The 23,629-nt window shown below is 64.3% G+C and carries 17 protein-coding genes; 7 read left to right on the top strand and 10 right to left on the bottom strand.

Annotated features, from left to right (window positions below):
• The first annotated feature begins 20 nt into the window (after positions 1-20).
• Genes AC1KVE_RS18185 through AC1KVE_RS18170 form a run of 4 tightly spaced genes read left to right on the top strand, consistent with a single transcriptional unit; the run spans position 21 to position 4,890 of the window.
• Positions 21-890, top strand: a complete 870-nt coding sequence (locus AC1KVE_RS18185) for a CheR family methyltransferase (RefSeq protein WP_481092444.1) — start codon at positions 21-23, stop codon at positions 888-890.
• The gene (cheD, locus tag AC1KVE_RS18180) at positions 887-1,483 is read left to right on the top strand and encodes a chemoreceptor glutamine deamidase CheD (RefSeq protein ID WP_005993860.1); all 597 of its coding nucleotides are present in this window, start codon (positions 887-889) and stop codon (positions 1,481-1,483) included. Before AC1KVE_RS18185 ends, cheD begins: the two co-directional genes overlap by 4 nt.
• The gene (locus AC1KVE_RS18175) at positions 1,480-2,556 is read left to right on the top strand and encodes a protein-glutamate methylesterase/protein-glutamine glutaminase (protein WP_039510453.1); all 1,077 of its coding nucleotides are present in this window, start codon (positions 1,480-1,482) and stop codon (positions 2,554-2,556) included. Before cheD ends, AC1KVE_RS18175 begins: the two co-directional genes overlap by 4 nt.
• 6 nt (positions 2,557-2,562) lie before the next feature.
• Positions 2,563-4,890 carry a putative bifunctional diguanylate cyclase/phosphodiesterase gene (locus AC1KVE_RS18170; RefSeq protein ID WP_434983178.1) on the top strand — a complete coding sequence of 776 codons (2,328 nt, stop codon included), beginning with the start codon at positions 2,563-2,565 and terminating at the stop codon, positions 4,888-4,890.
• A gap of 339 nt (positions 4,891-5,229) precedes the next feature.
• Here the strand turns inward: AC1KVE_RS18170 and AC1KVE_RS18165 are convergent, their stop codons facing one another.
• From AC1KVE_RS18165 to AC1KVE_RS18150, 4 genes are all read right to left on the bottom strand, one after another.
• The gene (locus AC1KVE_RS18165) at positions 5,230-6,111 is read right to left on the bottom strand and encodes an alpha/beta fold hydrolase (RefSeq protein ID WP_456362918.1); all 882 of its coding nucleotides are present in this window, start codon (positions 6,109-6,111) and stop codon (positions 5,230-5,232) included.
• Between the two features lie 196 nt (positions 6,112-6,307).
• The gene (acnB, locus tag AC1KVE_RS18160; protein WP_043087348.1) at positions 6,308-8,899 is read right to left on the bottom strand and encodes a bifunctional aconitate hydratase 2/2-methylisocitrate dehydratase; all 2,592 of its coding nucleotides are present in this window, start codon (positions 8,897-8,899) and stop codon (positions 6,308-6,310) included.
• 48 nt (positions 8,900-8,947) lie between these two features.
• Complete coding sequence (locus AC1KVE_RS18155) at positions 8,948-9,358, bottom strand: type II toxin-antitoxin system VapC family toxin (protein ID WP_046342478.1); 411 nt, start codon at positions 9,356-9,358, stop codon at positions 8,948-8,950.
• A complete protein-coding gene (locus tag AC1KVE_RS18150) occupies positions 9,355-9,603 on the bottom strand; it encodes an AbrB/MazE/SpoVT family DNA-binding domain-containing protein (protein ID WP_016903180.1) in 249 nt (82 codons plus the stop codon). The genes AC1KVE_RS18155 and AC1KVE_RS18150 overlap by 4 nt, the downstream gene beginning before the upstream one ends.
• A 151-nt stretch (positions 9,604-9,754) precedes the next feature.
• Here AC1KVE_RS18150 and acnA point away from each other — a divergent pair, with 151 nt between their 5' ends.
• On the top strand, positions 9,755-12,523 hold the full coding sequence (gene acnA / locus AC1KVE_RS18145) for an aconitate hydratase AcnA (RefSeq protein WP_039527487.1): 2,769 nt from the start codon (positions 9,755-9,757) through the stop codon (positions 12,521-12,523).
• 211 nt (positions 12,524-12,734) lie between these two features.
• Here acnA and AC1KVE_RS18140 read toward each other — a convergent pair whose 3' ends face one another.
• Positions 12,735-13,184, bottom strand: a complete 450-nt coding sequence (locus AC1KVE_RS18140; RefSeq protein WP_024937708.1) for a Cif family virulence factor — start codon at positions 13,182-13,184, stop codon at positions 12,735-12,737.
• A gap of 97 nt (positions 13,185-13,281) precedes the next feature.
• Here AC1KVE_RS18140 and rpfB point away from each other — a divergent pair, with 97 nt between their 5' ends.
• Positions 13,282-14,964: a fatty acyl-CoA ligase RpfB gene (gene rpfB, locus AC1KVE_RS18135; protein ID WP_166771266.1), complete on the top strand. Its 1,683-nt coding sequence runs from the start codon at positions 13,282-13,284 to the stop codon at positions 14,962-14,964.
• A 473-nt stretch (positions 14,965-15,437) separates the two neighbouring features.
• On the top strand, positions 15,438-16,307 hold the full coding sequence (locus AC1KVE_RS18130; protein ID WP_184455811.1) for a crotonase/enoyl-CoA hydratase family protein: 870 nt from the start codon (positions 15,438-15,440) through the stop codon (positions 16,305-16,307).
• 54 nt (positions 16,308-16,361) lie between these two features.
• Here the strand turns inward: AC1KVE_RS18130 and AC1KVE_RS18125 are convergent, their stop codons facing one another.
• The 5 genes from AC1KVE_RS18125 to AC1KVE_RS18105 form a co-directional block, all read right to left on the bottom strand.
• Positions 16,362-18,509, bottom strand: a complete 2,148-nt coding sequence (locus AC1KVE_RS18125; RefSeq protein WP_456362917.1) for an ATP-binding protein — start codon at positions 18,507-18,509, stop codon at positions 16,362-16,364.
• 37 nt (positions 18,510-18,546) lie between these two features.
• Complete coding sequence (rpfG, locus tag AC1KVE_RS18120) at positions 18,547-19,683, bottom strand: cyclic di-GMP phosphodiesterase response regulator RpfG (RefSeq protein WP_029219717.1); 1,137 nt, start codon at positions 19,681-19,683, stop codon at positions 18,547-18,549.
• Positions 19,684-19,823: 140 nt separating this feature from the next.
• Positions 19,824-21,341 carry a lysine--tRNA ligase gene (lysS, locus tag AC1KVE_RS18115; RefSeq protein ID WP_046342469.1) on the bottom strand — a complete coding sequence of 506 codons (1,518 nt, stop codon included), beginning with the start codon at positions 21,339-21,341 and terminating at the stop codon, positions 19,824-19,826.
• 212 nt (positions 21,342-21,553) lie between these two features.
• A protein-coding gene (prfB, locus tag AC1KVE_RS18110; RefSeq protein ID WP_102252050.1) for a peptide chain release factor 2 occupies positions 21,554-22,679 on the bottom strand; the annotation gives its coding sequence in 2 pieces (ribosomal slippage) (positions 21,554-22,603 and positions 22,605-22,679; 1,125 coding nt in all).
• A gap of 73 nt (positions 22,680-22,752) precedes the next feature.
• Positions 22,753-23,601, bottom strand: coding sequence for a LytTR family DNA-binding domain-containing protein (locus tag AC1KVE_RS18105; protein ID WP_228911227.1), 849 nt, complete (start codon positions 23,599-23,601; stop codon positions 22,753-22,755).
• Positions 23,602-23,629 lie beyond the last annotated feature (28 nt).

Here is a 23,629-nt window from a genome sequence, read left to right as displayed (position 1 = left end):
AGTCATAGCTAACGACGCGTATGGATATGACGACCACCTCGACTCCCGCTTCAGACACACGCGAATTTGATTTTGGCGACCGCGATTTCAAGCGCGTCTGCGACCTGATCTATCAGCGTGTCGGCATCGCCCTGGCTCCGGCCAAGCGCGACCTGGTGTATGGCCGGTTGTCGCGTCGCCTTCGCGTGCTCGGCCTGCGCTCCTTCCGCGACTACCTGGACCAGCTGGAAGCAGGCAACGACGAGGAGGAATGGCAGGCGTTCACCAACGCGCTGACCACCAACCTGACCTCGTTCTTCCGCGAGCCGCACCACTTCGACAAGCTGCGCGAAGAACTGCAAAAGCGCGCCTCGCAGGCGCCGTTGAAGATCTGGTCGTGCGCGGCCTCCACCGGCGAAGAGCCCTACTCCATCGCCATCACCGCCTGCGAAGCCTTCGGCACCTTGACCCCGCCGGTCAGCATCGTCGCCACCGACGTCGACACCCAGGTGCTGGAGACCGCCTCGCGCGGCGTCTATGCCATCGACCGCGTCGCCTCGCTGGACGCATCGATCAAGCGCAAGTACTTCCAGCGCGGCAGCGGCCCCAACGAGGGCAAGTGCCGGGTGATCCCGGCATTGCGCCAGCTCATCGAATACCGCCAACTGAACCTGCTGGCACCGCGTTACGACGTGGGCGGCCCGTATGCGGCGTTGTTCTGCCGCAACGTGATGATCTACTTCGACAAACCGACCCAGCGCGGCATCCTGTCGCGGCTGGTCAGCCACATGGGCGACGACGGTCTGCTCTACACCGGGCATTCGGAGAACTACCTGCACGCGGCCGATCTGATCCAGCCGTGCGGGCGCACGCTGTATCGGCGCAGCCCGCGCGCGGGAGCGTCTGCATGAGTACCGCCGTGCAGGTCGACGATGTCATGCGCTACCGCGATTCGCGGTTCCAGACCATCACCGCCAAGCTGTTGCCCACCCAATACCTGGTGGTCGACGACGACACCGCGTTGACGACCACCTTGGGATCGTGCGTTGCCGCCTGCCTGCGCGACCCGGTCCTGAAGATCGGCGGCATGAATCACTTCCTGTTGCCGGAAGGACAGGTCGGCGATGGCGCACCCGCGCGTTACGGCAGTTATGCGATGGAGTTGCTGATCAACGACATGCTCAAGCGCGGCGCGCATCGCAAACGCATCGAAGCCAAGGTCTTCGGCGGCGCCAACGTGCTCAAGGGCTTCACCAGCAACCCGGTCGGCACCCGCAACGCCGAGTTCGTGCGCCAGTACCTGCAGGCCGAACACATTCCCATCATTGCCGAAGATCTGTGCGGCATCCATCCGCGCAAGGTGTGGTTCTTCCCGACGACCGGACGCGTGGTCGTGCAGCGCTTGCCGCATGCACACGAAGCCGAAGTCGCCGCCACCGAATCGGCCGTGCGCGCCCGTCTGTCCAAAGCACCGGTTACCGGTGGAGTGGAGTTGTTCGAATGACGCTGGAAACCCCTGTGCGTGTATTGATCGTCGACGACTCGGCGGTCGTACGCCAGATGCTGACCGAAATCCTCTCGCGCGATGCCGGCATCGAGGTGATCGGCTCGGCCGCCGACCCGATCCTGGCGCGCGAAAAGATCAAACGCCTCAATCCGGACGTGATCACGCTGGATGTGGAAATGCCGCGCATGGACGGCCTGGTGTTTCTGGAAAACCTGATGCGCCTGCGCCCCACCCCGGTGGTGATGATTTCGTCGCTGACCGAGCGCGGCGCCGACACCACCTTGCAGGCCTTGTCGCTGGGTGCGGTGGATTTCGTCTCCAAGCCCAAGATCGACGTCGCACGCGGGCTGGAAGGCTACGCGGAAGAAATCGTCAGCAAGGTCAAGATGGCCTCCAAGGCCAGGGTCAGCGCGCTCAATCGTCCCAGCGCGCCCAAGGTCACCCTGGACATGCAGTCCGCACCGGTTCCCGGCAGCGCGCTGCGCTTCCGCACCACCGACCGCCTGATCGCCATCGGCGCCTCGGCCGGCGGCACCGAAGCCCTGCGCGTGGTGCTCGAACACATGCCCGCCGATGCCCCGGCGGTGGTGATGACCCAGCATCTGCCGGCCAGCTTCAGCACCGCCTTCGCCGAACGCCTCAATCGCCACTCGGCGATGTCGGTGCGCGAGGCCAGCGATGGCGAGGCGATCCTGCCGGGTCACGCCTACCTGCCGCCGGGCGGCCAGCACCTGCGCATCATCCGCGACGGTGCGCGCTGGCGCTGCCGCATCGACGACGGCCCGCCGGTCAATCGCCACAAGCCGGCGGTGGACGTGCTGTTCCGCTCCGTCGCCGCCAACGCCGGCCCGAATGCGGTCGGCGCCATCCTCACCGGCATGGGCGACGACGGTGCACGCGGCCTGCTGGAAATGTTGCAGGCCGGTGCGCCCACGCTGGTGCAGGACGAAGCCAGCAGCGTGGTGTGGGGCATGCCAGGCGCCGCCTACAAGCTCGGCGCCGCGCAGGAAGTGGTGCCGCTGAGCCGCGTTGCCGAGCGCCTGATCGCGCTGTCGGCACAGGCGCGTTGATCCGGCATGACCGTTCGTCCCCCGCATCCGGCTGAACAGGCGGCTGTTCCCGGCGTCGCGGTAACCGCATCGCTGGCGACGGCGGAGACACCGGCAGATCACGCGCCCCTTCCCAGGACGTTCAAGGTCGGCCCGATCACCGCTGGCGTGAGCAGGCCGGACGAACATCCCGATGCCACGCGCTCGCGCCTGCTGGCCGAAGCGCTGGACGGCAGCAGCAGTGCGATCCTGATCTGCGATCTGCAATCGCGCCTGCTCTACGCCAACGACGGCTTCCAGCGCATGTTCGGCTATACCGAGGCCGAACTGGTCGGCAAGCGTCCCTCGGACGTGCTGACCCGCGCGCAAAGCGACCAGGACGAGGTGGCGCGCATCCGCGACCGCGCCGATGCGTTGCAGCAGACCCAGGCCGACCTGCTGGTATACCGCAAGGACGGCACGCCGCTGTGGATTTCGCTCAACTTCAATCCGATCTACGACGCCAGGCATCTGCCGTCGCATTACGTGGCGGTGCTGACCGACATCACCGACACCAAGATGCATGAGGTGCTGCAGCACCGCGTGCTCGAGGCGCTGGTGCAGGAACGGCCGCTGATCGAGGTGATGACGCTGATCTGCACCGAGGTCGAGCGCATCGCACCGGACGTGCTGGCCACGGTCATGAGCGCGGACAACCAGGGCTGCCTGCATTCGCTGGCCGCGCCCAGCCTGCCGCCGGAATATGCCGATGCGGTCAACGGACTGAAGATCGCGCCGGGTGCAGGCGCCTGCGGTACGGCCGCCTGGCGCGGCCGCCCGGTAATGGTGGAAGACATCGCCACCGACCCGCTGTTTGCGCAATTCCGCGAACTGCTGCTGCCGATGGGTCTGCGCGCGTGCTGGAGCACACCGATCCGCTCCAACAGCGCACGCGTGCTCGGTACCTTCGCGCTGTACTACCGCAAGGCGCAGCGTGCCGATGCCTGGCACGTACGCCTCACCGATCTGTGCCAGCAGTTGTGCACACTGGCGCTGGAACGCGAACAGATCCGCCAGCGCGTGCATCAACTGGCGTTCTACGATGCGCTGACCGGCCTGCCCAACCGCATCATGTTCAGCGCACGCGCCGAGCAAGCCCTGACACAGGCCGAATACGCCGGCGAACCGGCCACGTTGATGTTCATCAACATCGACCGCTTCAAGTTAATCAACGACAGCCAGGGCCATGCCGCCGGCGATGGCCTGTTGCGCGACATCGCCTTGCGCATCGGCGAACAGCTGACCGCCACCGCCATGCTGGCGCGCCTGGCCGGCGACGAATTCGCGCTCGCGCTGCCGCAATGCAGTGCCGAGCAAGCCAGTGCCGCCGCAGAACGCGTGCTGGGCACCATCGCCAGGCCGTTGCCGGTCGGGCACATGACCGTGCATCCGTCGGCCAGTATCGGCGTGGCGATGTTTCCCGAAGATGGGCGCGACATCAACATCCTGCTGCGGCATGCCGATCTGGCCATGAACCGCGCCAAGCAGGAAGGCGGCGGGCGGTTCCGTTTCTTCAGTTCCGACATGAACCGCATGGCGCAGGAACGCGTTGCGCTGGAAGCGGAGCTGCGCCAGGCGATCGACCGCGATCAACTGCAGTTGCACTACCAACCGCAGTTGCACAGCGCCGCACCGCACGCGCTATACGGCGTGGAAGCGCTGTTGCGTTGGAATCATCCGCAGATGGGCGCCATTTCGCCGGCGCGGTTCCTGCCCGTGGCCGAAGAGCAAGGCATGATGCCGCAGCTCAACGACTGGGTGCTGCGCAGTGCCTGCCGGCAGATCGCCGATTGGCGCAAGCGTGGCGTGCCGGTGTCGCGCGTGTCGGTGAACCTGTCGGCGAGCAGCTTCGAAAGCCCGCGCATGCTCAGCGATCTGTTGCGCCTGATCGCCGACATGGGCGTGCAGCCCTCCGACCTCACCCTGGAAATGACCGAGAGCGTGATGCTCTCCGGGCAACCCGGCGTCCTGGAAAACCTGCACGCCATCCGCGAAGCCGGCATCTCGTTGTCGCTGGACGACTTCGGCACCGGCTATTCCAGCCTGAGCCACCTGCATCGCCTGCCGATCGACGAACTCAAGCTGGACATGAGCTTCGTGCGCGACATCGAACACAGCGAAGACGCCCGCGCCCTCACCACCTCGGTGCTGCGCATCGGCGAGCATCTGCGCAAGCACGTGGTTGCCGAAGGCGTGGAAAACGAAGCCCAACGCCTGTTCCTCGCCGACCTCGGCTGCGAAGTGCTGCAGGGCTATCTATTTTCGCGGCCATTGCCGGCGGCGGCACTGGAAGCCTGGCTGGGTGCGCAGTCTTAGAGCGGCTCACGACAACCATGTCGTGGTTTGTCAGGCTGTTCTCATAGCGTTTTTACGCACGCATCAGCAAGTCGAAGCAAATTGCCAGAAGGCAAAGCATCTGATCTGGTGGTTCTGTGCAGGGCCCTTGCCCGCCCACCATCGCAGGACACGCCGCAAGTACGTCCTTGTAGGCTCTTACGCGGCATCCATGCCGCGTAAGGTCCCGCGACGGTGAGCGGGCAAAGACCAAGTGAGGTGGTCGGTGCTCATGGTTGCAAGCAGCGCCAACTGAGGTGGCCGGTGCTCATGCTTGCAAGCAACGCATGGTGTCGTTCTGATCGCCAGATCAGCGGCACATCATGAGAGCGATGCCTGTGCCTGACTGTTGTCTTCAAGCGCGCGCCTTTGCATCCGCGTCGAATCCGATGCCACGGTGCGCTTCAACCAACCCAGCAATTGCGCAGTGACGAAGGCCGGATTCTCCAGCGATGCGATGTGCCCGGCATCGGGGATCAGCTCATAGTCGCACCCGATCACCTCGGCCATCAGCCACAGCTCTTCGGGCGGGCGCGGAATATCGTCTGCGCCGCCGAGCAGGAAGGTGCTGGCCGGATTCAGCGCGGACATCGCCTCCAGGCGATCCGCGCGCCCGAAGATCAGCCGGCCCAGCGGCACGATCGAGGTGCGCAACTGCTCGGCCGACAGCGCCGCCAGACGCTGCGCAAACGCAGCCGGCAGCGCGGAATTCAGATCGATGCCGGGGCTGAAAAAGATCGGCACGATCGCCTCGATCAACGCAGGCGTCACCTGCCCGGCTGCTTCGATCGCATCGAGCAAAGCGAAATAACGCGTTTGCGTGGCCTGCGGCTCGGCACCCAGGAAGGTATCCATCAGCACCAGGCTGCGCACACGCTGCGGTGCCAGCAGCGCCAGCTCGGCGCCCCACATGCCGCCGACCGACAGGCCGACCACTGCGCATTGCGGTAGCTCCAGCGCATCCAGCAACAGCAGCATCTGCCTGGCAAGGTCGCCCACCGTCTGCGTGCCCGCTGGCAGTGCCGCCGATTGCCCGTGCCCCCACAACTCGGGAACGATGACCCGATAGTGCGGCGAGAGCGCCTGGATCTGCGGTTCCCACATGGCCGCGTCCCAGAGATAACTGTGGCCAAGCAACACCGGAAACCCTTGACCGTATTGTGCGTAATGCAGCGTTTGACCAGCGATCGTGCAAGTAGGCATTGGAGATCAATCAGAGCGATGGGAGCGGCGCCACTCTAGACCTGCCGACTTCAGATTTTTGTTGCAATGCGACAGACGAGTTAACTGCGATTGCCTTAACTTCCGACATTACGCAGCCAAAACGAAGTCATCGCCCGAATAACGAAAAACGCCCGGCGTTGCCGGGCGTTTTCGAACAGCTGAGCAACCAGCTGGATCAGGCAGCGACGGTGTCGGCCACGTCCTGATATTCCTGGATCTGATCGAAGTTCATGTAGCGGTAGATCTGATCGCCACTGGTCTTGATCACGCCCACATCGGCCATGTACTCGTCCTTGGTCGGGATGCGGCCCAGACGCGAGCAGATCGCCGCCAGTTCCGCCGAACCCAGGTACACGTTGGTATTGCGGCCCAGACGATTCGGGAAGTTACGCGTGGAGGTGGAGAACACCGTGGCGCCCTCGCGTGCCTGCGCCTGGTTGCCCATGCACAGCGAGCAGCCCGGCATTTCCATGCGTGCGCCTGCCGCGCCGAAGGTACCGTAATGGCCTTCCTTGGTCAGCTCGGAGGCGTCCATCTTGGTCGGCGGCGCAACCCACAGACGGGTCGGGATATCGCGCTTGCCTTCCAGCAACTTGGCAGCGGCACGGAAGTGACCGATGTTGGTCATGCACGAACCGATGAACACCTCGTCGATCGCCGCACCGGCCACGTCGGACAGCGTCTTGACGTCGTCCGGATCGTTCGGGCACGCCACGATCGGCTCGTGGATGTCGGCCAGGTCGATCTCGATGACGGCGGCGTACTCGGCGTCGGCATCCGGCTGCAGCAGCTGCGGATCGGCCAGCCACTCTTCCATCTTCTTGATACGGCGGCCCAGCGTGCGCGCATCGGCATAGCCTTCGGCAATCATCCAGCGCAGCAGGGTGATGTTGCTGGTCAGGTATTCGATGATCGGCGCCTTGTCCAAGTGCACGGTGCAACCGGCCGCCGAACGCTCGGCCGAGGCATCGGACAGCTCGAACGCCTGTTCCACCTTCAGGTTCGGCAGGCCTTCGATTTCCAGGATGCGGCCGGAGAAGATGTTCTTCTTGCCCTGCTTGGCCACGGTCAGCAGACCGTCCTTGATTGCGTACAGCGGGATCGCGTTGACCAGGTCACGCAGCGTCACGCCCGGCTGCATTTCACCCTTGAAGCGCACCAGCACGCTCTCGGGCATGTCCAGCGGCATCACGCCGGTGGCGGCGGCGAAGGCCACCAGGCCGGAGCCGGCCGGGAACGAAATGCCGATCGGGAAGCGGGTGTGCGAGTCGCCACCGGTACCGACGGTGTCGGGCAGCAGCATGCGATTGAGCCAGCTGTGGATCACGCCGTCGCCCGGACGCAGCGACACGCCGCCGCGGGTGGAGATGAACTCCGGCAAGGTGTGGTGGGTCTTGACGTCGACCGGCTTCGGATAAGCGGCGGTGTGGCAGAACGACTGCATCACCAGGTCGGCCGAGAAGCCCAGGCAGGCCAGATCCTTCAACTCGTCGCGGGTCATCGGGCCGGTGGTGTCCTGCGAGCCCACCGAGGTCATCTTCGGCTCGCAATAGGTGCCCGGGCGCATGCCCTGGCCTTCCGGCAAGCCGCAGGCGCGGCCGACCATCTTCTGCGCCAGCGAAAAGCCCTTGCCGGTGTCCGGCGGGTCCATCGGCAGGCGGAACAGGTCCGAGGCCGGCAGACCCAGGAACTCGCGCGCCTTGGCGGTCAAGCCGCGGCCGACGATCAACGGAATGCGGCCACCGGCGCGCACTTCGTCGAACAGCACGTCCGACTTCATCGCGAACTCGGCGATCACCTGCCCGTTCTTCAGCGCCTTGCCGTCGTACGGACGCAGCTCGACCACATCGCCGTGCTCCATCTGCGACACGTCCAGCTCGATCGGCAACGCGCCGGCGTCTTCCATCGTGTTGTAGAAGATCGGGGCGATCTTGCTGCCCAAACACACGCCGCCGAAGCGCTTGTTCGGAATGAACGGAATGTCCTCGCCGGTCCACCACAGCACCGAGTTGGTCGCCGACTTGCGCGAGGAACCGGTACCGACCACATCGCCCACGTAGGCGACCAGATGGCCCTTGTCCTTGAGATCGGCGATGGCCTGGATCGGGCCGCGCTTGCCGTCTTCTTCCGGCTCGAAGGCCGCGCCGTCGCGCTTGTTCTTCAGCATCGCCAGCGCGTGCAGCGGGATGTCCGGGCGCGTGGTCGCATCCGGGGCCGGCGACAGGTCGTCGGTGTTGGTCTCGCCCGGCACCTTGAACACGGTGACGGTCATGCTCTGCGGCACTTCCGGCTTGCTGGTGAACCACTCGGCATCGGCCCAGCTCTGCAGCACGGCCTTGGCATGCGCATTACCGGCTTCGGCCTTTTCCTGCACGTCGTGGAAGGCATCGAACACCAGCAAGGTGTGCTTGAGCGCTTCGGCGGCGGTGGCGCCCAGCTCGGCGTTGTCGAGCAGGTCGATCAGCGGCTGGATGTTGTAGCCACCCAGCATGGTGCCGAGCAGCTCGGTCGCACGGGTGGGGCTGATCAGCGCGGTGTTCTCGGTGCCGAAGGCCACCGCAGCCAGGTACGAAGCCTTGACCTTGGCGGCATCATCCACGCCAGCCGGCACGCGCTGGCTGAGCAGCTCGACCAGGAACTCTTCTTCGCCCGCCGGCGGAGCCTTCAGCAGCTCGATGACCTCGGCGGTCTGCTGCGCGGTCAGCGGCAGCGGCGGGATACCGAGCGCGGCGCGCTCTGCAACGTGGTGGCGGTAGGCTTCCAACATGCGGATTCTCCGAAAGACAACAGTGAATGTGTAGACGCGAAACGTGGATCAGCTTGCGGGTTTGGGAACAATGATCTTCAAACCCTTGAAGTAGTCGCGGAAAAAGCCCTCGTCGCGGGTGATCAACCCGTCGCACTGGAGCAGCGCGTGGGCGCCGATCAGGAAATCGGCCACCACCCGCTCGCGTTTGCCGCCGCGCGCGCGGAAGCGCTTGTTCATATGGCCGGCGCGCACCGCCGCCGCTTCCTGGGTGGCTTCGTAACGCACCCCGATCGAGGCCAGGGTTTCCATCAGGTCGACCTGGGTATCGAGCATGGCCAGCACCTCGGCCACCACTGCATCGCAGACCACCACCTCGTCGCGCGCCAGCGCATCGCCGATGCAGATCTCCGACACCTCGCCGTAGACCGCATCGCCGACCAGGATGTCCAGCAGCACCGATGAATCCAGGGCGATCATGGGTCGAACGGATCCCCGGGGGCGCGGCCGCGGATGGCGCGCATCGCCTCGTCGGTGCTGGTCAGCCCGTCGACCAGCTTGAACTTGCCGCGCACCTTGCGCAGCGCCTCGCTGACGTCCTTGCGCAGGATGATGCGCCCGCCGTCGAGCTCGATCTTGAGTGTGGTGCCCTTGGTCAGGCCCAGGGCATCGCGCACGGCCTTGGGCAGCGTGATCTGTCCGCGTTCGGCAACTGTGGCTTCCATGGAGGTGGCCCCGGCAGAAAGTATGCGCCGATTTTACATACTTGACTTGTCGTACTCAAGGCCACATACCCTGTCCTGCAACCGAACGTACACACTGAATTGGTCACACTGTTCCAAACAGACCTACAGCCTGCAGCCATAGGAGTGATGCATGAGCGATTCCTTTTCCACCCGCACCTCGCTTGAGGTCCACGGCAAGCGCTACGAGTACTACAGCCTGCCGAAGCTGGGCGAGCGCTTCGATATCGGCCATCTGCCCTATTCGATGAAGATCCTGCTGGAGAACCTGCTCCGGCACGAGGACGGCGGTGTCACCGTCGGCAAGGACCACATCGAAGCGGTCGCCAAGTGGGACCCCACCGCCGAGCCCGATATCGAAATCGCCTTCATGCCCGCCCGCGTGGTGCTGCAGGACTTCACCGGCGTGCCATGCGTGGTCGACCTGGCCGCGATGCGCGATGCCGTGGTCAAGCTCGGCGGCAACGCCGACCAGATCAACCCGCAGATCCCCTCCGAACTGGTCATCGACCACTCGGTGCAGGTGGACGTGTTCGGCTCGGCCGATGCGCTCGACCTCAACGGCAAGATCGAATTCCAGCGCAACCAGGAACGCTACGGCTTCCTGCGCTGGGGCCAGAAGGCATTCGAAAACTTCAAGGTGGTGCCACCCAACACCGGCATCGTCCACCAGGTGAACCTGGAGAATCTGGCGCGCGTGGTGATGAGCGCGGACAAGGACGGAACACAGATCGCCTACCCGGACACCGTGTTCGGCACCGACAGCCATACCACCATGATCAACGGCATCGGCGTGCTGGGCTGGGGCGTGGGCGGGATCGAGGCCGAGGCCGCGATGCTGGGGCAGCCCTCGTCGATGCTGATCCCGCAGGTGGTCGGCTTCAAGCTCAGCGGCAAGCTGCCCGAAGGCGCCACCGCCACCGATCTGGTGCTCACCGTCACCCAGATGCTGCGCAAGGCCGGCGTGGTCGGCAAGTTCGTCGAGTTCTACGGCGAAGGCCTGCAGCATCTGCCGCTGGCCGACCGCGCCACCATCGGCAACATGGCGCCGGAGTATGGTGCCACCTGCGGCATCTTCCCGGTCGACGACGAATCGCTGACCTATTTGCGCCTGTCCGGCCGCAGCGAGGAGCAGATCGCGCTGGTCGAGGCCTATGCCAAGGCGCAGGGCCTGTGGCACGACGCCAACACCCCGCCGGCGCAGTACAGCGCCACGCTGGAGCTGGACATGGGCGAGGTCAAGCCGTCGCTGGCCGGCCCCAAGCGCCCGCAGGACCGCGTGCTGCTGGAAGACATGCAGTCCAACTTCCGCGAGAGCCTCAAGCCGTTCGTGGATGCGCGCAGCAAGCGCCTGACCGACATCAAGCAGGAAGACCGGCTGAAGAACGAAGGCGGCGGCGGCACTGCGGTCGGCGCCAAGGCAGCGCAGGCCGAGAGTTCCACCGACAGCGGTGCCGGCTGGCAGCTGCGCGACGGCTCGGTGGTGATCGCCGCGATCACCTCGTGCACCAACACCTCCAACCCGGCAGTGATGCTGGGCGCCGGCCTGCTCGCGCGTAACGCGGCGGCCAAGGGGCTGAAGGCGCAGCCATGGGTGAAGACCTCGCTCGGGCCGGGCTCACGCGTGGTCACCGATTACCTGAGCAAGGCCGGTGTGCTCGCCGATCTGGAAACGCTCGGTTTCTACGTGGTCGGCTACGGCTGCACCACCTGCATCGGCAATTCCGGCCCGCTGCCGGACGATGTGTCTGCGGCGATCGCCAAGGACGACCTGGTGGTGTCTTCGGTGTTGTCGGGCAACCGCAACTTCGAAGGCCGCGTGCATCCCGAAGTGAAGATGAACTACCTCGCCTCGCCGCCGCTGGTGGTGGCGTACGCGATCGCCGGTACCACCGACATCAACCTAACCACGGATCCGCTGGGCACCGGTAGCGACGGGCAGCCGGTGTATCTGCGCGACATCTGGCCGAGCAACAAGGAAATCGGCGACACCATCGCCGCCACCGTCGGCCCGGAAATGTTCAAGCAGAACTACGCCGACGTGTTCAAGGGCGACAGCCGCTGGAACACCATCGCCTCCCCGGATGGTGCGCTGTACGAATGGGACGCGGCCTCGACCTACATCAAGAACCCGCCCTACTTCGACGGCATGACCATGCAGGTCGGCCATGTCGAGGACGTGCACGGTGCGCGCATCATGGGCCTGTTCGGCGACTCGATCACCACCGACCACATCTCGCCGGCCGGCAACATCAAGAAGGATTCGCCGGCGGGCCGTTTCCTGCAGGAGCGCGGCGTGCAACCGGCCGACTTCAACAGCTACGGCAGCCGCCGCGGCAATGACGACGTGATGGTGCGCGGTACCTTCGCCAATATCCGCATCAAGAACCTGATGTTCGGCGGCGAAGAAGGCGGCAACACGCTGTACTACGGAAAGGACGGCGCGGCGCCGGAAAAACTGGCGATCTACGATGCGGCAGTGAAGTACAAGGCCGACGGCGTGCCGCTGGTGGTGCTGGCCGGCAAGGAATACGGCACCGGCTCCTCGCGCGACTGGGCGGCCAAGGGCACCAACCTGCTCGGCGTCAAGGCGGTGATCGCCGAGAGCTTCGAGCGTATCCATCGCTCCAACCTGGTCGGCATGGGCGTGCTGCCGCTGCAGTTCCTGGAGAACGAAAACGCGCAGACGCTGGGCCTGGATGGTTCGGAAGTGCTGGACATTACCGGCCTGCAGGACGGCGCCAGCCGCCGTGCCACCGTGGATGCCAGAAAGTCCGACGGCAGCGTCAAGCAGTTCCAGGTCAAGGTGCTGCTGCTGACGCCCAAGGAAGTGGAGTACTTCAAGCACGGCGGCCTGCTGCAGTACGTGCTGCGCCAACTGGCCGCACGCAAGGCAGCCTGATCGCAAGGCGCGCTGCGCCATCAGCTCGACGACACTCCCGCCGCCTGGCGGGAGTGTCGTTTTGGGTGGCCAGAACTCGCCAACGCCGGGACGGTGAACCGTCGTCGGAGGCAGCAAGACGCTGCACGCGACGCAGCGCAACGGGGGAGATACCTTGCCACCAGACACCGGCCGCGCTCGCCTGACGATGCGCACACCGGAGTCGCCGTGCTCAGCGCCCCGCGGGCTCCCATTGCGCGTGCGTCAGCTGCCAGTCGCCGTCCTGCAGGCGCCAGCCGGTGGTCACCTGATAGGTCTGTGCCTGCTCGGGCAGCCAGCGTCCGCTGCCACCGGTCAGCAGCGCGGTGAAGCGCACGCGCGCGGTGTCGTCGCGCAGCTGCACCTCCACCGGCCCCAGGGTCACGCCGATGCGGCGGTTGCCCAGCATCTGCAGTTGCATCAGTCGCCGCAGCCCGGCTGCGTCCAGCCCTTGTTCGCCGACAAAGTCCTCGGCCACCGGCGCCATCGCCGCGCCAATCTGCCGCGCCTCGATCGCCTGATGCATCGCTTCCAGTGTTGCGCGTAGCCGTTGCTCCGGTGCGGCACGCGTGCAACCGCTCAAGGCCACGACCAAAATCGCGACCAGCCCGACCCGCCACCACGCTTGAATGCTGCTCTGCATCACGCTTCGCCTTTTCCATCCATGACGGTATGCTGCCTGCTGTTGTAGTGCCGTGGAACACACCGCGTCACGTACCGAATACCCTGGAGGGGGGCAGATGAATCAGGCACGTCCTTGGTTGCAAAGTTATCCGGCCGGCGTCGCCGCCGAGATCGATCTGGAGCAGTTCCGTACCGTGGCCGAGGTGTTCGCCACCTCGGTCAAGCGGTTTGCCGACCGCCCCGCGTATCACAGCTTCGGCAAGACCATCACCTATCGCGAAGCTGATCAACTGGTCGAGCAGTTCGCCGCCTATCTGCTTGGCGAACTGCAGTTGAAGAAAGGCGACCGCGTCGCCCTGATGATGCCCAACTGTCTGCAGTATCCGGTCGCCACCTTTGGCATCCTGCGTGCCGGCCTGACCGTGGTCAACGTCAATCCGCTGTACACCCCGCGCGAGCTGAAGCATCAGCTGATCGACTCCGGCGCCAGCGTGCTGGTGGTGATCGACAACTTCGGCACCACTGTGCAGCAGGTCATCGCCGACACCCCGGTCAAGCAGGTGATCACCACCGGGCTGGGCGACATGCTCGGCTTCCCGAAAGCGGCGCTGGTCAATTTCGTCGTCAAGTACGTCAAGAAGCTGGTGCCCGATTACCGCATCAATGGCGCGATCCGTTTCCGCGACGCACTGGCGCTGGGCCGCAAGCACAGCGTGCCGACCTTGCAGATCGAGCCCGACGACATCGCCTTCCTGCAGTACACCGGCGGCACCACCGGCGTGGCCAAGGGCGCGATGCTCACCCACCGCAATCTGGTGGCCAACATGCAGCAGGCCCATCAGTGGCTTGCCGGCACCGGCAAGCTGGAAGAAGGCGCCGAGGTGGTGATCACCGCGCTGCCGCTGTACCACATCTTCGCATTGACGGCCAACGGCCTGGTCTTCATGAAGATCGGCGGCTGCAATCACCTGATCAGCAATCCGCGCGACATGCCCGGCTTCGTCAAGGAACTGAAGAAGACCCGCTTCACCGCCTTCACCGGGGTCAACACGCTGTTCAACGGCCTGCTCAATACCCCCGGCTTCGATCAGGTGGATTTCTCCTCGCTCAAGATGACCCTGGGCGGCGGCATGGCGGTGCAACGTTCGGTCGCCGAACGCTGGAAAAAGGTCACCGGCCTGACCCTGGTCGAGGCCTACGGCCTGACCGAAACCTCGCCGGCCGCCTGCATCAACCCGATGGACCTGAAGGACTACAACGGCTCGATCGGCCTGCCGATTCCGTCCACCGATGCCTGCATCAAGGACGACGCCGGCGCGGCGCTGCCATTGGGCGAGATCGGCGAGCTGTGCATCAAGGGTCCGCAGGTGATGAAGGGCTACTGGAAGAAGCCCGAAGAAACCGCCAAGGTCATGGATGCCGACGGCTGGCTGCATACCGGTGATATCGCGCGGATGGACGAACAGGGCTTCGTCTACATCGTCGACCGCAAGAAGGACATGATCCTGGTGTCCGGCTTCAACGTGTATCCGAACGAGATCGAGGACGTGATTGCCGAGATGCCCGGCGTGCTGGAAGTGGCCGCCGTCGGCGTACCGGACGAGAAGTCCGGCGAGATCGTCAAGGCCGTCATCGTGAAGAAAGACCCTGCCCTGACCGCCGACGCCGTCAAGGCGCACTGCCGCGCCAACCTGACCGGCTACAAGCAGCCGCGAGTGATCGAGTTCCGCAAGGAACTGCCGAAAACCAACGTCGGCAAGATCCTGCGCCGCGAACTGCGGGATACGCCCAAGGGATAATCCACCGGCGCCAGCGCAGGTCGACAGCCACTCGGCTGTCATCCAACGCCCGCACTGCCGCCAGGCTTGCGGGCGTTTGTTTTTGCACGCTTCGGACGGAACGTTCGTTTCGGACGGCCAGCGTGCGACGACGCGCGCGCCGGAATAAGGGCCGATTTGCACTTGGTTATCTGCGCCGTTCCGATGCATGGAAATACCATGCGTTTTTAAAGCTCATGACAGTCCCCCAGGAGTACTTCGGTGGACCCGGAACGCAGAATCACGGAACACATAATTTCAAGAATGTGCAATTCACAATAAACTACTTTTGCTTGCGGAAATTCACTGAAAGATTCAGGTCATAGGGCCCACCGGATAGAAAGGAAGCCCTCTGCGTTCATGGAGATAGTGCCGGTGTAGCATCGATTTGGAGTGGATCGCGCGCGCCCGCCGGCGTTCACTCTCCCACTGCGGGCTTTTCCAGGATCACGCCCATGAACACGATTGAAAAGATTTCCCTCGGTCGTCCCCACTCCACCATTCGGGTCGATTCTTCGGCTGCTGACGGCACCCACTGGTTGTTCATGCATGCCGATGCGCCTTTTGGCATACGTCCCTGCTGCAGTCCTGAGTTATTGGACGACATCTGGGATGTCATGGGCTCCATCACCCGCGCTCCGCATGAGCGACGCAGTGGGGAACTGCGCCATTTCGTACTCGCCTCCGACGCGGACGCCTTCAATCTCGGTGGCGATCTGGACCTGTTCGCACGCTTGATCCGCGAACAGAATCGCGAGCAACTCATGCGGTATGCGATTCGCTGCGTGGAAGGCGTCCATCACCTGCATACCGGCTTCGGTGGGGACGTGCGCAGCATTGCGCTGCTGCAGGGCGATGCATTGGGAGGCGGACTGGAGATGGCCCTGGCCTGCCATACCATCGTGGCCGAGGAAGGCATCGGCATGGGACTGCCCGAGGTCCTGTTCGGCCTGTTTCCGGGCATGGGCGCGTATTCCTTCCTGTGCCGTCGCGTTTCGCCCCATCTGGCGGAAAAAATCATTCTCGATGGACGCATTTACAGCAGCGAAGAAATGCATGCGATGGGGATCGTGGACGTACTCGTACCGAAGGGCCAAGGCGTGGTTGCCACCGAAACGCTGATTCGCCAGCAAAAGCGCATCTCCCATTCCTATCTGGCGATGAACGCCGCACGCAATCTCGCGCAGGCGGTGCCTTACGAGGAATTGCTGCGCATCACCGAAGTCTGGGTAGACACGGCCCTGGCACTCAATGAGAAATCACTGCGCACGATGGACCGTTTGGTCAAAGCACAGAACCGCCGCGCAGGCGCGGGTGTCGCCTGATTTTGGTGGATCCAATACTGGGGGAATCAGGCCCGGCCTATTGCCGGGCTTCGCTTACCCACGGTCGCCATTCCCGCTGACGCCTCCGTCGGACTTATTTTGAGCACGCTGGGCGAGCGCTTCGCGCCCAAGTTTCAAACCAGTCTTCAGCTGCTCCAGTCTTTGACTCCATTCTGCTCGCAGCTGCGCTTCCGGCAGGCGCATCAACTCACCGCCCTGTTCTGCCAACATCACCAGCCCGAGATTGCTGGAAACACCTTTGACCGCGTGAGCATGCTCACGTAGACGTGCCCAGTCTCCGTCGGCCGCCGCCTTACCGAGCTGGACAACACATGCCGCAGCATCGCTGAGACATTGTTGAATGAACTCGCGTTCGAACTCATTTCCCATCCCCAGTTCCGCCAGCTCGTCGAGCACGGCAGGATCGAGGACTGCGCCGCTTGGGGCCGCGCTACGGGTACCAATGCTCAGATCGGTCTGACGCAGCTTCTGGTTGACGGCGATTTCGGCCAGCGTATCCAGCAACTTGATCGCCGCCACCGGCTTGGCCAGGAATGCATAGGCGCCCGCCTGTTCGCAGCTGCGAATCGACTCGGGGGTGACATCAGCGCTCAATACCACGATCGGGGTTCCCGGCTTACCACCGGCCTGCATGACCCTCAGCTGCTTCAACATGTCCAGACCGCTGACACCAGGCATGTGCAGGTCGACGATGGCCGCGTCGTAGTCGGCTTCGGCCAACGCATCCAGAACGGCTTCGCCGCCATCAACACAGGTCACGCGATGCCCTGCTTTTTGCAGCAGCCGCTGCAGCACGAGGCGATTTGCCAGATGGTCGTCTGCCACCAGGATCTGCATGCTACGCACGCGGGCACGGTGACGTAGGAACGGATCGGCAAACGCAATCACGTTGCCCGGTATGGTGGTGGACTCCGTCTCATGCAGCACAGGCGATGGAGTAGCTGCAGGCTTGGCGGTTGCCAGGCCGAACGGCAGTTCAAACCAGAACAAGCTGCCGCCTTCGAGATTTTCCTCAAACCCGATCGCGCCACCCATCGACTGCACCAGCCCCCTGGCGATCGTCGTTCCGAGGCCGCTGCCTTCGAACCGGCGCGCCAGTCCGGTGTCCGCCTGTTCGAACGCCTCGAACAAACGCGGACGCATATCGACCGGAACACCGATCCCGGTATCGAGCACTTCAAAACGGAGCAGCACACCAGCGCGGCCACTGGCCTCGGTGGCCGCCACCTTCAACTGGACACTGCCGTGGTCGGTGAACTTGACCGCATTGCCGACCAGATTGAGCAGGATCTGCTGCAGATGTCCCGCATCCCCGTGCACGCGGGGAGGGACATCTGCAGCGATAGTTGCCTGATAACGCAAGCCCTTGGCCTTGGCCTGCGGCTCCAGGATCAGACCGATTGCCTGCAAGGTGTCATGCACTGCAAAGTCGGACGCGTTGATCCGCAGCTTGCCAGCTTCGATGGCCGAGATGTCCAGCACCTCCTCCACCAGCGCCAGCAGACTGCGTGTGGAGGCTTGAATGGTTTTCAGGCATTCGCGCTGCTCATCGTCCAGCTGCGTCGTTGCCAATACTTCGGTCATGCCGGACAGACCGTTCAACGGTGTCCGAAACTCGTGACTCATGTTGGCCAGAAAGCGGCTCTTGGCCTCGCTGGCGCGGCGCGCCTCGGCGGTTGCACGGGTCAACTGCCGCAGCAGACTGGAGAAATACAGCGGAACGGCGGCCAGACCAACCGCAAGCCCGACCCCAAGGCGCTGGTTGCGTTGCCAGTATTCGGTCATCGACAGCGTCGTGGAAAAGCTCACCACCGCCATTGCCACCGCAAGATACAGATAGCGGTTGCCGTAGCGCAGGCCATTACCGACGGTGACCCACATCACCACGACATAGACCCAGGCCAGCGGCTCGCCCATCTGGATCATGCCGGCCGCCATCAACCCGTAATCGGCCAGCATGCCCAGGATACGACGCGCATCCGAGCGGTCGGGTCGCCACAGCAGCCATCCAAACAACGCCAGGCCAAGCCCGAGACCTGTCAGCACGATGACCAAGACACCGGTGTGCTGGTGCAGCGGCAAACTGTGCCGGACACTCGGCACGAGGACATACGACAGGATCAGGCTGATCAGAACGATGCGGACGATCGCCTGGCCATGTTCGCTGTCAGGTCGATTCATCAACCGCTGCCGGATCCTTCCGAACGGATTCATAGCCTTACACCCCGGGTCGTGCCGATGCGGTCGAGAATTCGCCGCAGATCTGGTCCAGCTGCGCGCGGCCGCGCAGCAGCGCATCCACACAGCGTGGGTCGAACAGGCGGCCGCGTTGTGCGTAGAGATAAGCCAGCGCGGCGTCCATGGTCCAGGCCTCCTTGTACGGGCGCGGCGACAACAGTGCGTCGAAGACGTCGGCCACCGCCACGATGCGCGCTTCCAGCGGAATCGCCTCGCCCACCAGTCCATCCGGATAGCCGGTGCCGTCGTAGCGCTCGTGGTGACGCAGCGCGATCAGGGCGCCGACCTGGATGAAGCGGTTCTGGCTGCCGCTGAGCAGCTCGTAGCCGATCCGCGGATGCCGCTTCATGATGCTCATCTCGTCGTCGGTGAGCTTGCCCGGCTTGAGCAGCACCGCATCGGGAATGGCGATCTTGCCCATGTCGTGCAGCGGTGCGGCCATCTCGATGATGCGCACTTCTTCTTCCGACAAGCCGAGCTGCTCGGCGATCAGGCCGGCCACATGCGACATGCGCTCCAGGAAGGCGCTGGTGCCCGAGTCGCGGTACTCGATGGCACGCGCCAGTCGCGACAGCGTCTCGCGTTCGCGCTCCTCGACCTCGTTCATGCTGGCCAGCAGACGCTGCTCCAGCGACAGTGCGCGTTGCTTGACGCTTTCGCTCTGCTGACGCAGCTGCAGCAAATTGGCGCAGCGCGCACGCAGTTCGCGCGGGCGGATCGGCTTGACCAGGAAATCGATCACGCCCGCTTCCAGCGCCGCCTGGCGGATCGGCTCGTCGCCGACGATGGTGATCAGGATGATCGGAATATCGCGATGGCTGGGCAGCCGGCGCAGACGCCGGGCGAACTCCAGCCCATCCATGCCGGGCATGCGGTAGTCGAGCAGCAATAGATCCACCCGTCCGGCCTCGCACCACGCCAGCGCGTCGAGCGGGTCACCGAAATCGTAGACTTTCAACTCCGGTGCGATGTCCTCGATGACGTGGCGCAGCATCGTCCGCGCAGACATCTGGTCATCGACAATGACGATGTTCAATCCCAGATCCGCCTTTTCCGACCAGCTTCCCGATGGATCCGCCGACGATACGCCGGCAAGATTACCCAAAACATCCTGCATAGCCGTTGCTCCTCTATCCCGAGAACGGAAAAGCGATGACGCCGGCCGCTGTGCCGACTCCCCCGACGATACGCCATTCGGGGCTCCGCTCTAGCATATGCAGTATCTGTGCCGTCGGCACGCCGACGGCACAAAAAAGATCAGGCTTCCGGACGCATGTACGGGAACAGCAGCACATCGCGGATCGAGGTGCTGCCGGTCAGCAGCATCACCAGCCGGTCGATACCGATGCCCAGGCCGCCGGTCGGCGCCATGCCGTACTCCAACGCACGGATGTAATCGGCGTCGTAATGCATCGCTTCGTCGTCTCCACCGTCCTTGGCCTGCACCTGCGCCTGGAAGCGCGCGGCCTGGTCTTCCGGGTCGTTGAGCTCGGAGAAGCCATTGGCGAGCTCCTTGCCGTTGATGAACAGCTCGAAGCGGTCGGTGTACCCCGGCTCGGTGTCGCTGGAACGCGCCAGCGGCGACACCTCGACCGGGTGGTCGGTGATGAAGGTCGGCTGCACCAGGGTGTGTTCCACGGTGGCCTCGAAGATCTCCAGCAGCAACTTGCCCCAGCCGTAGGACGGCTTGACCTTGATTTTCAGCCGTTCGCAATGGCGCAGCAGCGCATCGCGATCGGTGCAATCGGCCGCGCTGATCTCCGGATTGTGGTGACGAACGGCCTCATCCATGCGCCAGCGCCGGAAAGCCGGCGCCAGATCGATGGCGGCGCCGTCCCAGTTCACCTGGGCGGTGCCCAGTACCGACTGCGCGGTGTCGCGGATCACCTGCTCGGTCAGGTCCATGATCTCGTGGTACGTGGCATAGGCCTCGTAGAGCTCGAGCATGGTGAACTCGGGGTTGTGCCGGGTCGACACGCCCTCGTTGCGGAAATTGCGGTTGATCTCGTAGACCCGTTCCAGCCCACCGACCACCAGCCGCTTGAGGTACAGCTCCGGCGCCACGCGCAGGTACAGGTCCAGGTCCAGCGCGTTGTGGTGGGTGGTGAACGGCTTGGCGGTGGCGCCACCGGGGATGTAATGCATCATCGGCGTTTCCACTTCCAGGAAGCGGCGCGTATCCAGCCAGGCGCGGATCGCGCGGATGATCCTGGAGCGCTTGATGAAGACCTCGCGCGCCTCCGGAGTGACGATCAGATCGACGTAACGCTGGCGATAGCGCTGCTCCACGTCCGACAGGCCGTGCCACTTGTCCGGCAACGGACGCAGCGACTTGGTCAGCAGGCGCAACGCACTGGCCTTGACCGACAGCTCGCCGGTCTTGGTGCGGGTCAGCCCGCCCTCCACCGCCACGATGTCGCCGACATCCCAGCCCTTGAACGCGGCATAGGCATCGCCCAGCACATTGCCCTGCAGGAACAGCTGCACGCGCCCGGACTCGTCCTGGATCTGCGCAAAGCTGGCCTTGCCCATCACCCGCTTGGCCATCAGGCGGCCGGCCATCCTGACCGTACGGCCGCTTGCTTCCAGTGCCTCGGAGGTCCAGGTGTCGGCATCGGCAAATTCGGCCTGCAGATCGCCGGCGAAGTGTTCGCGCACGAAATCGTTGGGATAGGCGATGCCCTGGCCGCGCAACGCGCCCAGTTTCGCGCGACGCTCGGCGATGAGGCTGTTCTCGTCGGCGGGGATCTGCGGCGCGGGGGTCTGCTCGGTCATGGCGGGAATCGGTCTGCGATAGGTCGGGCGCGTGCCCGGTGGAGAATGCGGAACCGGGCTGGCCGGTTCCTGCGTTTTACGGTGTATCGGTGACAACTGCACGGCGCGACGGGACTGCGTGGCGATGTACAGGCTGCGCGGCGCTGCACATGTCGCAGCGTCCGCGAAAAAAGACGTCGCTGCGCGGCGGGCGCGGCGAGGTCTTGCTGCGGTCAGGCATCCAGGCGCTTGGAGCCTGCCGCCAGACCGGCCTTGAGGCTGGCCTCGACGAATTCGTCCAGGTCGCCGTCCAGCACTTTCTGCGTGTCGCTGCGTTCGATGCCGGTGCGCAGATCCTTGATGCGGCTCTGGTCGAGCACGTAGTTGCGGATCTGGCTGCCCCAGCCGATGTCGGACTTGGTGGCTTCCAGCGCGTCGCGCTCGACGTTGCGCTTCTGCACTTCCAGCTCATACAACTTGGCGGCCAGCATCTTCATCGCGTTGTCGCGGTTCTGGTGCTGGCTGCGGCCGGTCTGGCAGGCGACCACGGTATTGGTCGGGATGTGCGTAATGCGCACCGCCGATTCGGTCTTGTTGACGTGCTGACCACCGGCGCCGGAGGAGCGATACACGTCGGTGCGCAGGTCGGCCGGGTTGATGTCGATCTCGATATTGTCGTCCACTTCCGGCGACACGAACACCGAGGTGAAGCTGGTATGCCGGCGGTTGTCCGAATCGAACGGCGACTTGCGCACCAGCCGGTGCACGCCGATCTCGGTCTTCAGCCAGCCATAGGCGTACTCGCCCTCGATGCGGATCGTGGCCGACTTGATGCCCGCCACTTCGCCGCCGGACACTTCCATCAGCTCGGTCTTCCAGCCGCGCGACTCGGCCCAGCGCAGGTACATGCGCAACAGGATTTCGGCCCAGTCCTGCGCCTCGGTGCCGCCGGCACCGGCCTGGATGTCGACGAACGCATTGGCGCCGTCCATCTGGCCGGAGAACATGCGCTGGAATTCCAGCTTCTCGACATGGGTCTGGTACTTGTCCAGATCGGCGATCACCGCCACCGCGGTGTCCTCGTCCTGCTCGCTTTCGGCCAGTTCCAGCAGATCGGCCGCATCGCTCAGGCCGGCCAGCACATCGGCGATGCCGATGACGGTCTTTTCCAGCAGCGAGCGTTCGCGGCCCAGGGCCTGCGCGCGCTCGGCGTCGTTCCACACATCGGGGCTCTCAAGCTCCCGGCTGACTTCTTCTAGACGCTCTTTCTTGACGTCGTAGTCAAAGATACCCCCTGAGCGAGAGCACGCGATCGTTGAGATCGGTGATGCGCTGGCGGATCGGATTGGTTTCGATCATGACGGACTTCCGGCAAACAAGCTGGCTAGTTTAGCAAGCGGGCGACGGTGGCGGAACGCGGTAGGCATGCTGTTCAGCCCGGCATAGCCGGGACCGCTGGCGCCTCGGCATGTCCGGCGGCGCGCCGCAGCGGCGCCAGGTAACGACGGCTGCAGGGCAGCTGGCCATTGCCGGACAGATGCACGCGCGCCTCGCCTGCGTCCAGCGGTTCGATCGACACCACGCAGCCCAGGTTGACGATGTAGCTGCGATGGATTCGCACAAACACGGCCGGATCGAGTCTGGCCTCGATCGCGGCCATCGTGCTGCGCAGTGGGTAATCATGGCCGCGTACATGCAGGTTGACGTAGTTGCCCGACGCCTGGACCCACTCGATGTCGGCAGTGGCGACTAGGAAGTCGCGCCCCAGCTTGCGCACCAGAAAGCGTTCCGGACGGTCCAGCGGCTCGACCGGCGGGCCTTCGTCCGGCGCGGCCAGCAGCCGCACCTCGCCCTGCAGGCGGCGCAGCAAAAACCGGTAGCCATGCATGCACGCAACGATGATCGCGAAAGTACGCACGTCCTTGAGGTACTCGTAAAACAATTCCTGCGGCCACGCTCCAAAATCATAATGTTCGCCCAGCAGCCGATAGGTCAGCAAGCGCAGGCCGACCATCGTGACGACATGCACCACCGAGACCGCCACGCTGACCAACAGATACCAGGGTAGCCGGCGCCGCCAGGTATCCAGATGTAACGGCAGCTTCCGCGTGAACCAGGCGATGACGGGGACGAGCATCAGCAGCCAGACCAAGCCGCTGGACATCTCCCACACCCAGGGTTCCCAGCTCTGGATCGGCAGCCCGGCGCGCCGGCGATCCATCAACTCGGTAACGGCGTTGCCACTGGCGTTGACCACCACCACCATCAGCCAAAACAACATGCCTGCGCTGCGCTGCCAAGGCAGAAAG

The organism is Xanthomonas sp. NCPPB 2864 (assembly GCF_056675615.1).
The sequence above is the reverse complement of the archived record's forward strand: the minus strand, read 5'-3'. Positions and strand labels throughout refer to the sequence as shown.

Excerpts from the sequence above, each read along its gene's own strand:
- AC1KVE_RS18185 (WP_481092444.1), top strand. The coding sequence starts at position 21 with ATGGATATGACGACCACCTCGACTCCCGCTTCAGACACACGCGAATTT.
- cheD (WP_005993860.1), top strand. The coding sequence starts at position 887 with ATGAGTACCGCCGTGCAGGTCGACGATGTCATGCGCTACCGCGATTCG.
- AC1KVE_RS18175 (WP_039510453.1), top strand. The coding sequence starts at position 1,480 with ATGACGCTGGAAACCCCTGTGCGTGTATTGATCGTCGACGACTCGGCG.
- AC1KVE_RS18170 (WP_434983178.1), top strand. The coding sequence starts at position 2,563 with ATGACCGTTCGTCCCCCGCATCCGGCTGAACAGGCGGCTGTTCCCGGC.
- AC1KVE_RS18165 (WP_456362918.1), bottom strand. The coding sequence starts at position 6,111 with ATGCCTACTTGCACGATCGCTGGTCAAACGCTGCATTACGCACAATAC.
- acnB (WP_043087348.1), bottom strand. The coding sequence starts at position 8,899 with ATGTTGGAAGCCTACCGCCACCACGTTGCAGAGCGCGCCGCGCTCGGT.
- AC1KVE_RS18155 (WP_046342478.1), bottom strand. The coding sequence starts at position 9,358 with ATGATCGCCCTGGATTCATCGGTGCTGCTGGACATCCTGGTCGGCGAT.
- AC1KVE_RS18150 (WP_016903180.1), bottom strand. The coding sequence starts at position 9,603 with ATGGAAGCCACAGTTGCCGAACGCGGACAGATCACGCTGCCCAAGGCC.
- acnA (WP_039527487.1), top strand. The coding sequence starts at position 9,755 with ATGAGCGATTCCTTTTCCACCCGCACCTCGCTTGAGGTCCACGGCAAG.
- AC1KVE_RS18140 (WP_024937708.1), bottom strand. The coding sequence starts at position 13,184 with ATGCAGAGCAGCATTCAAGCGTGGTGGCGGGTCGGGCTGGTCGCGATT.
- rpfB (WP_166771266.1), top strand. The coding sequence starts at position 13,282 with ATGAATCAGGCACGTCCTTGGTTGCAAAGTTATCCGGCCGGCGTCGCC.
- AC1KVE_RS18130 (WP_184455811.1), top strand. The coding sequence starts at position 15,438 with ATGAACACGATTGAAAAGATTTCCCTCGGTCGTCCCCACTCCACCATT.
- AC1KVE_RS18125 (WP_456362917.1), bottom strand. The coding sequence starts at position 18,509 with ATGAATCGACCTGACAGCGAACATGGCCAGGCGATCGTCCGCATCGTT.
- rpfG (WP_029219717.1), bottom strand. The coding sequence starts at position 19,683 with ATGCAGGATGTTTTGGGTAATCTTGCCGGCGTATCGTCGGCGGATCCA.
- lysS (WP_046342469.1), bottom strand. The coding sequence starts at position 21,341 with ATGACCGAGCAGACCCCCGCGCCGCAGATCCCCGCCGACGAGAACAGC.
- AC1KVE_RS18105 (WP_228911227.1), bottom strand. The coding sequence starts at position 23,601 with ATGTTGTTTTGGCTGATGGTGGTGGTGGTCAACGCCAGTGGCAACGCC.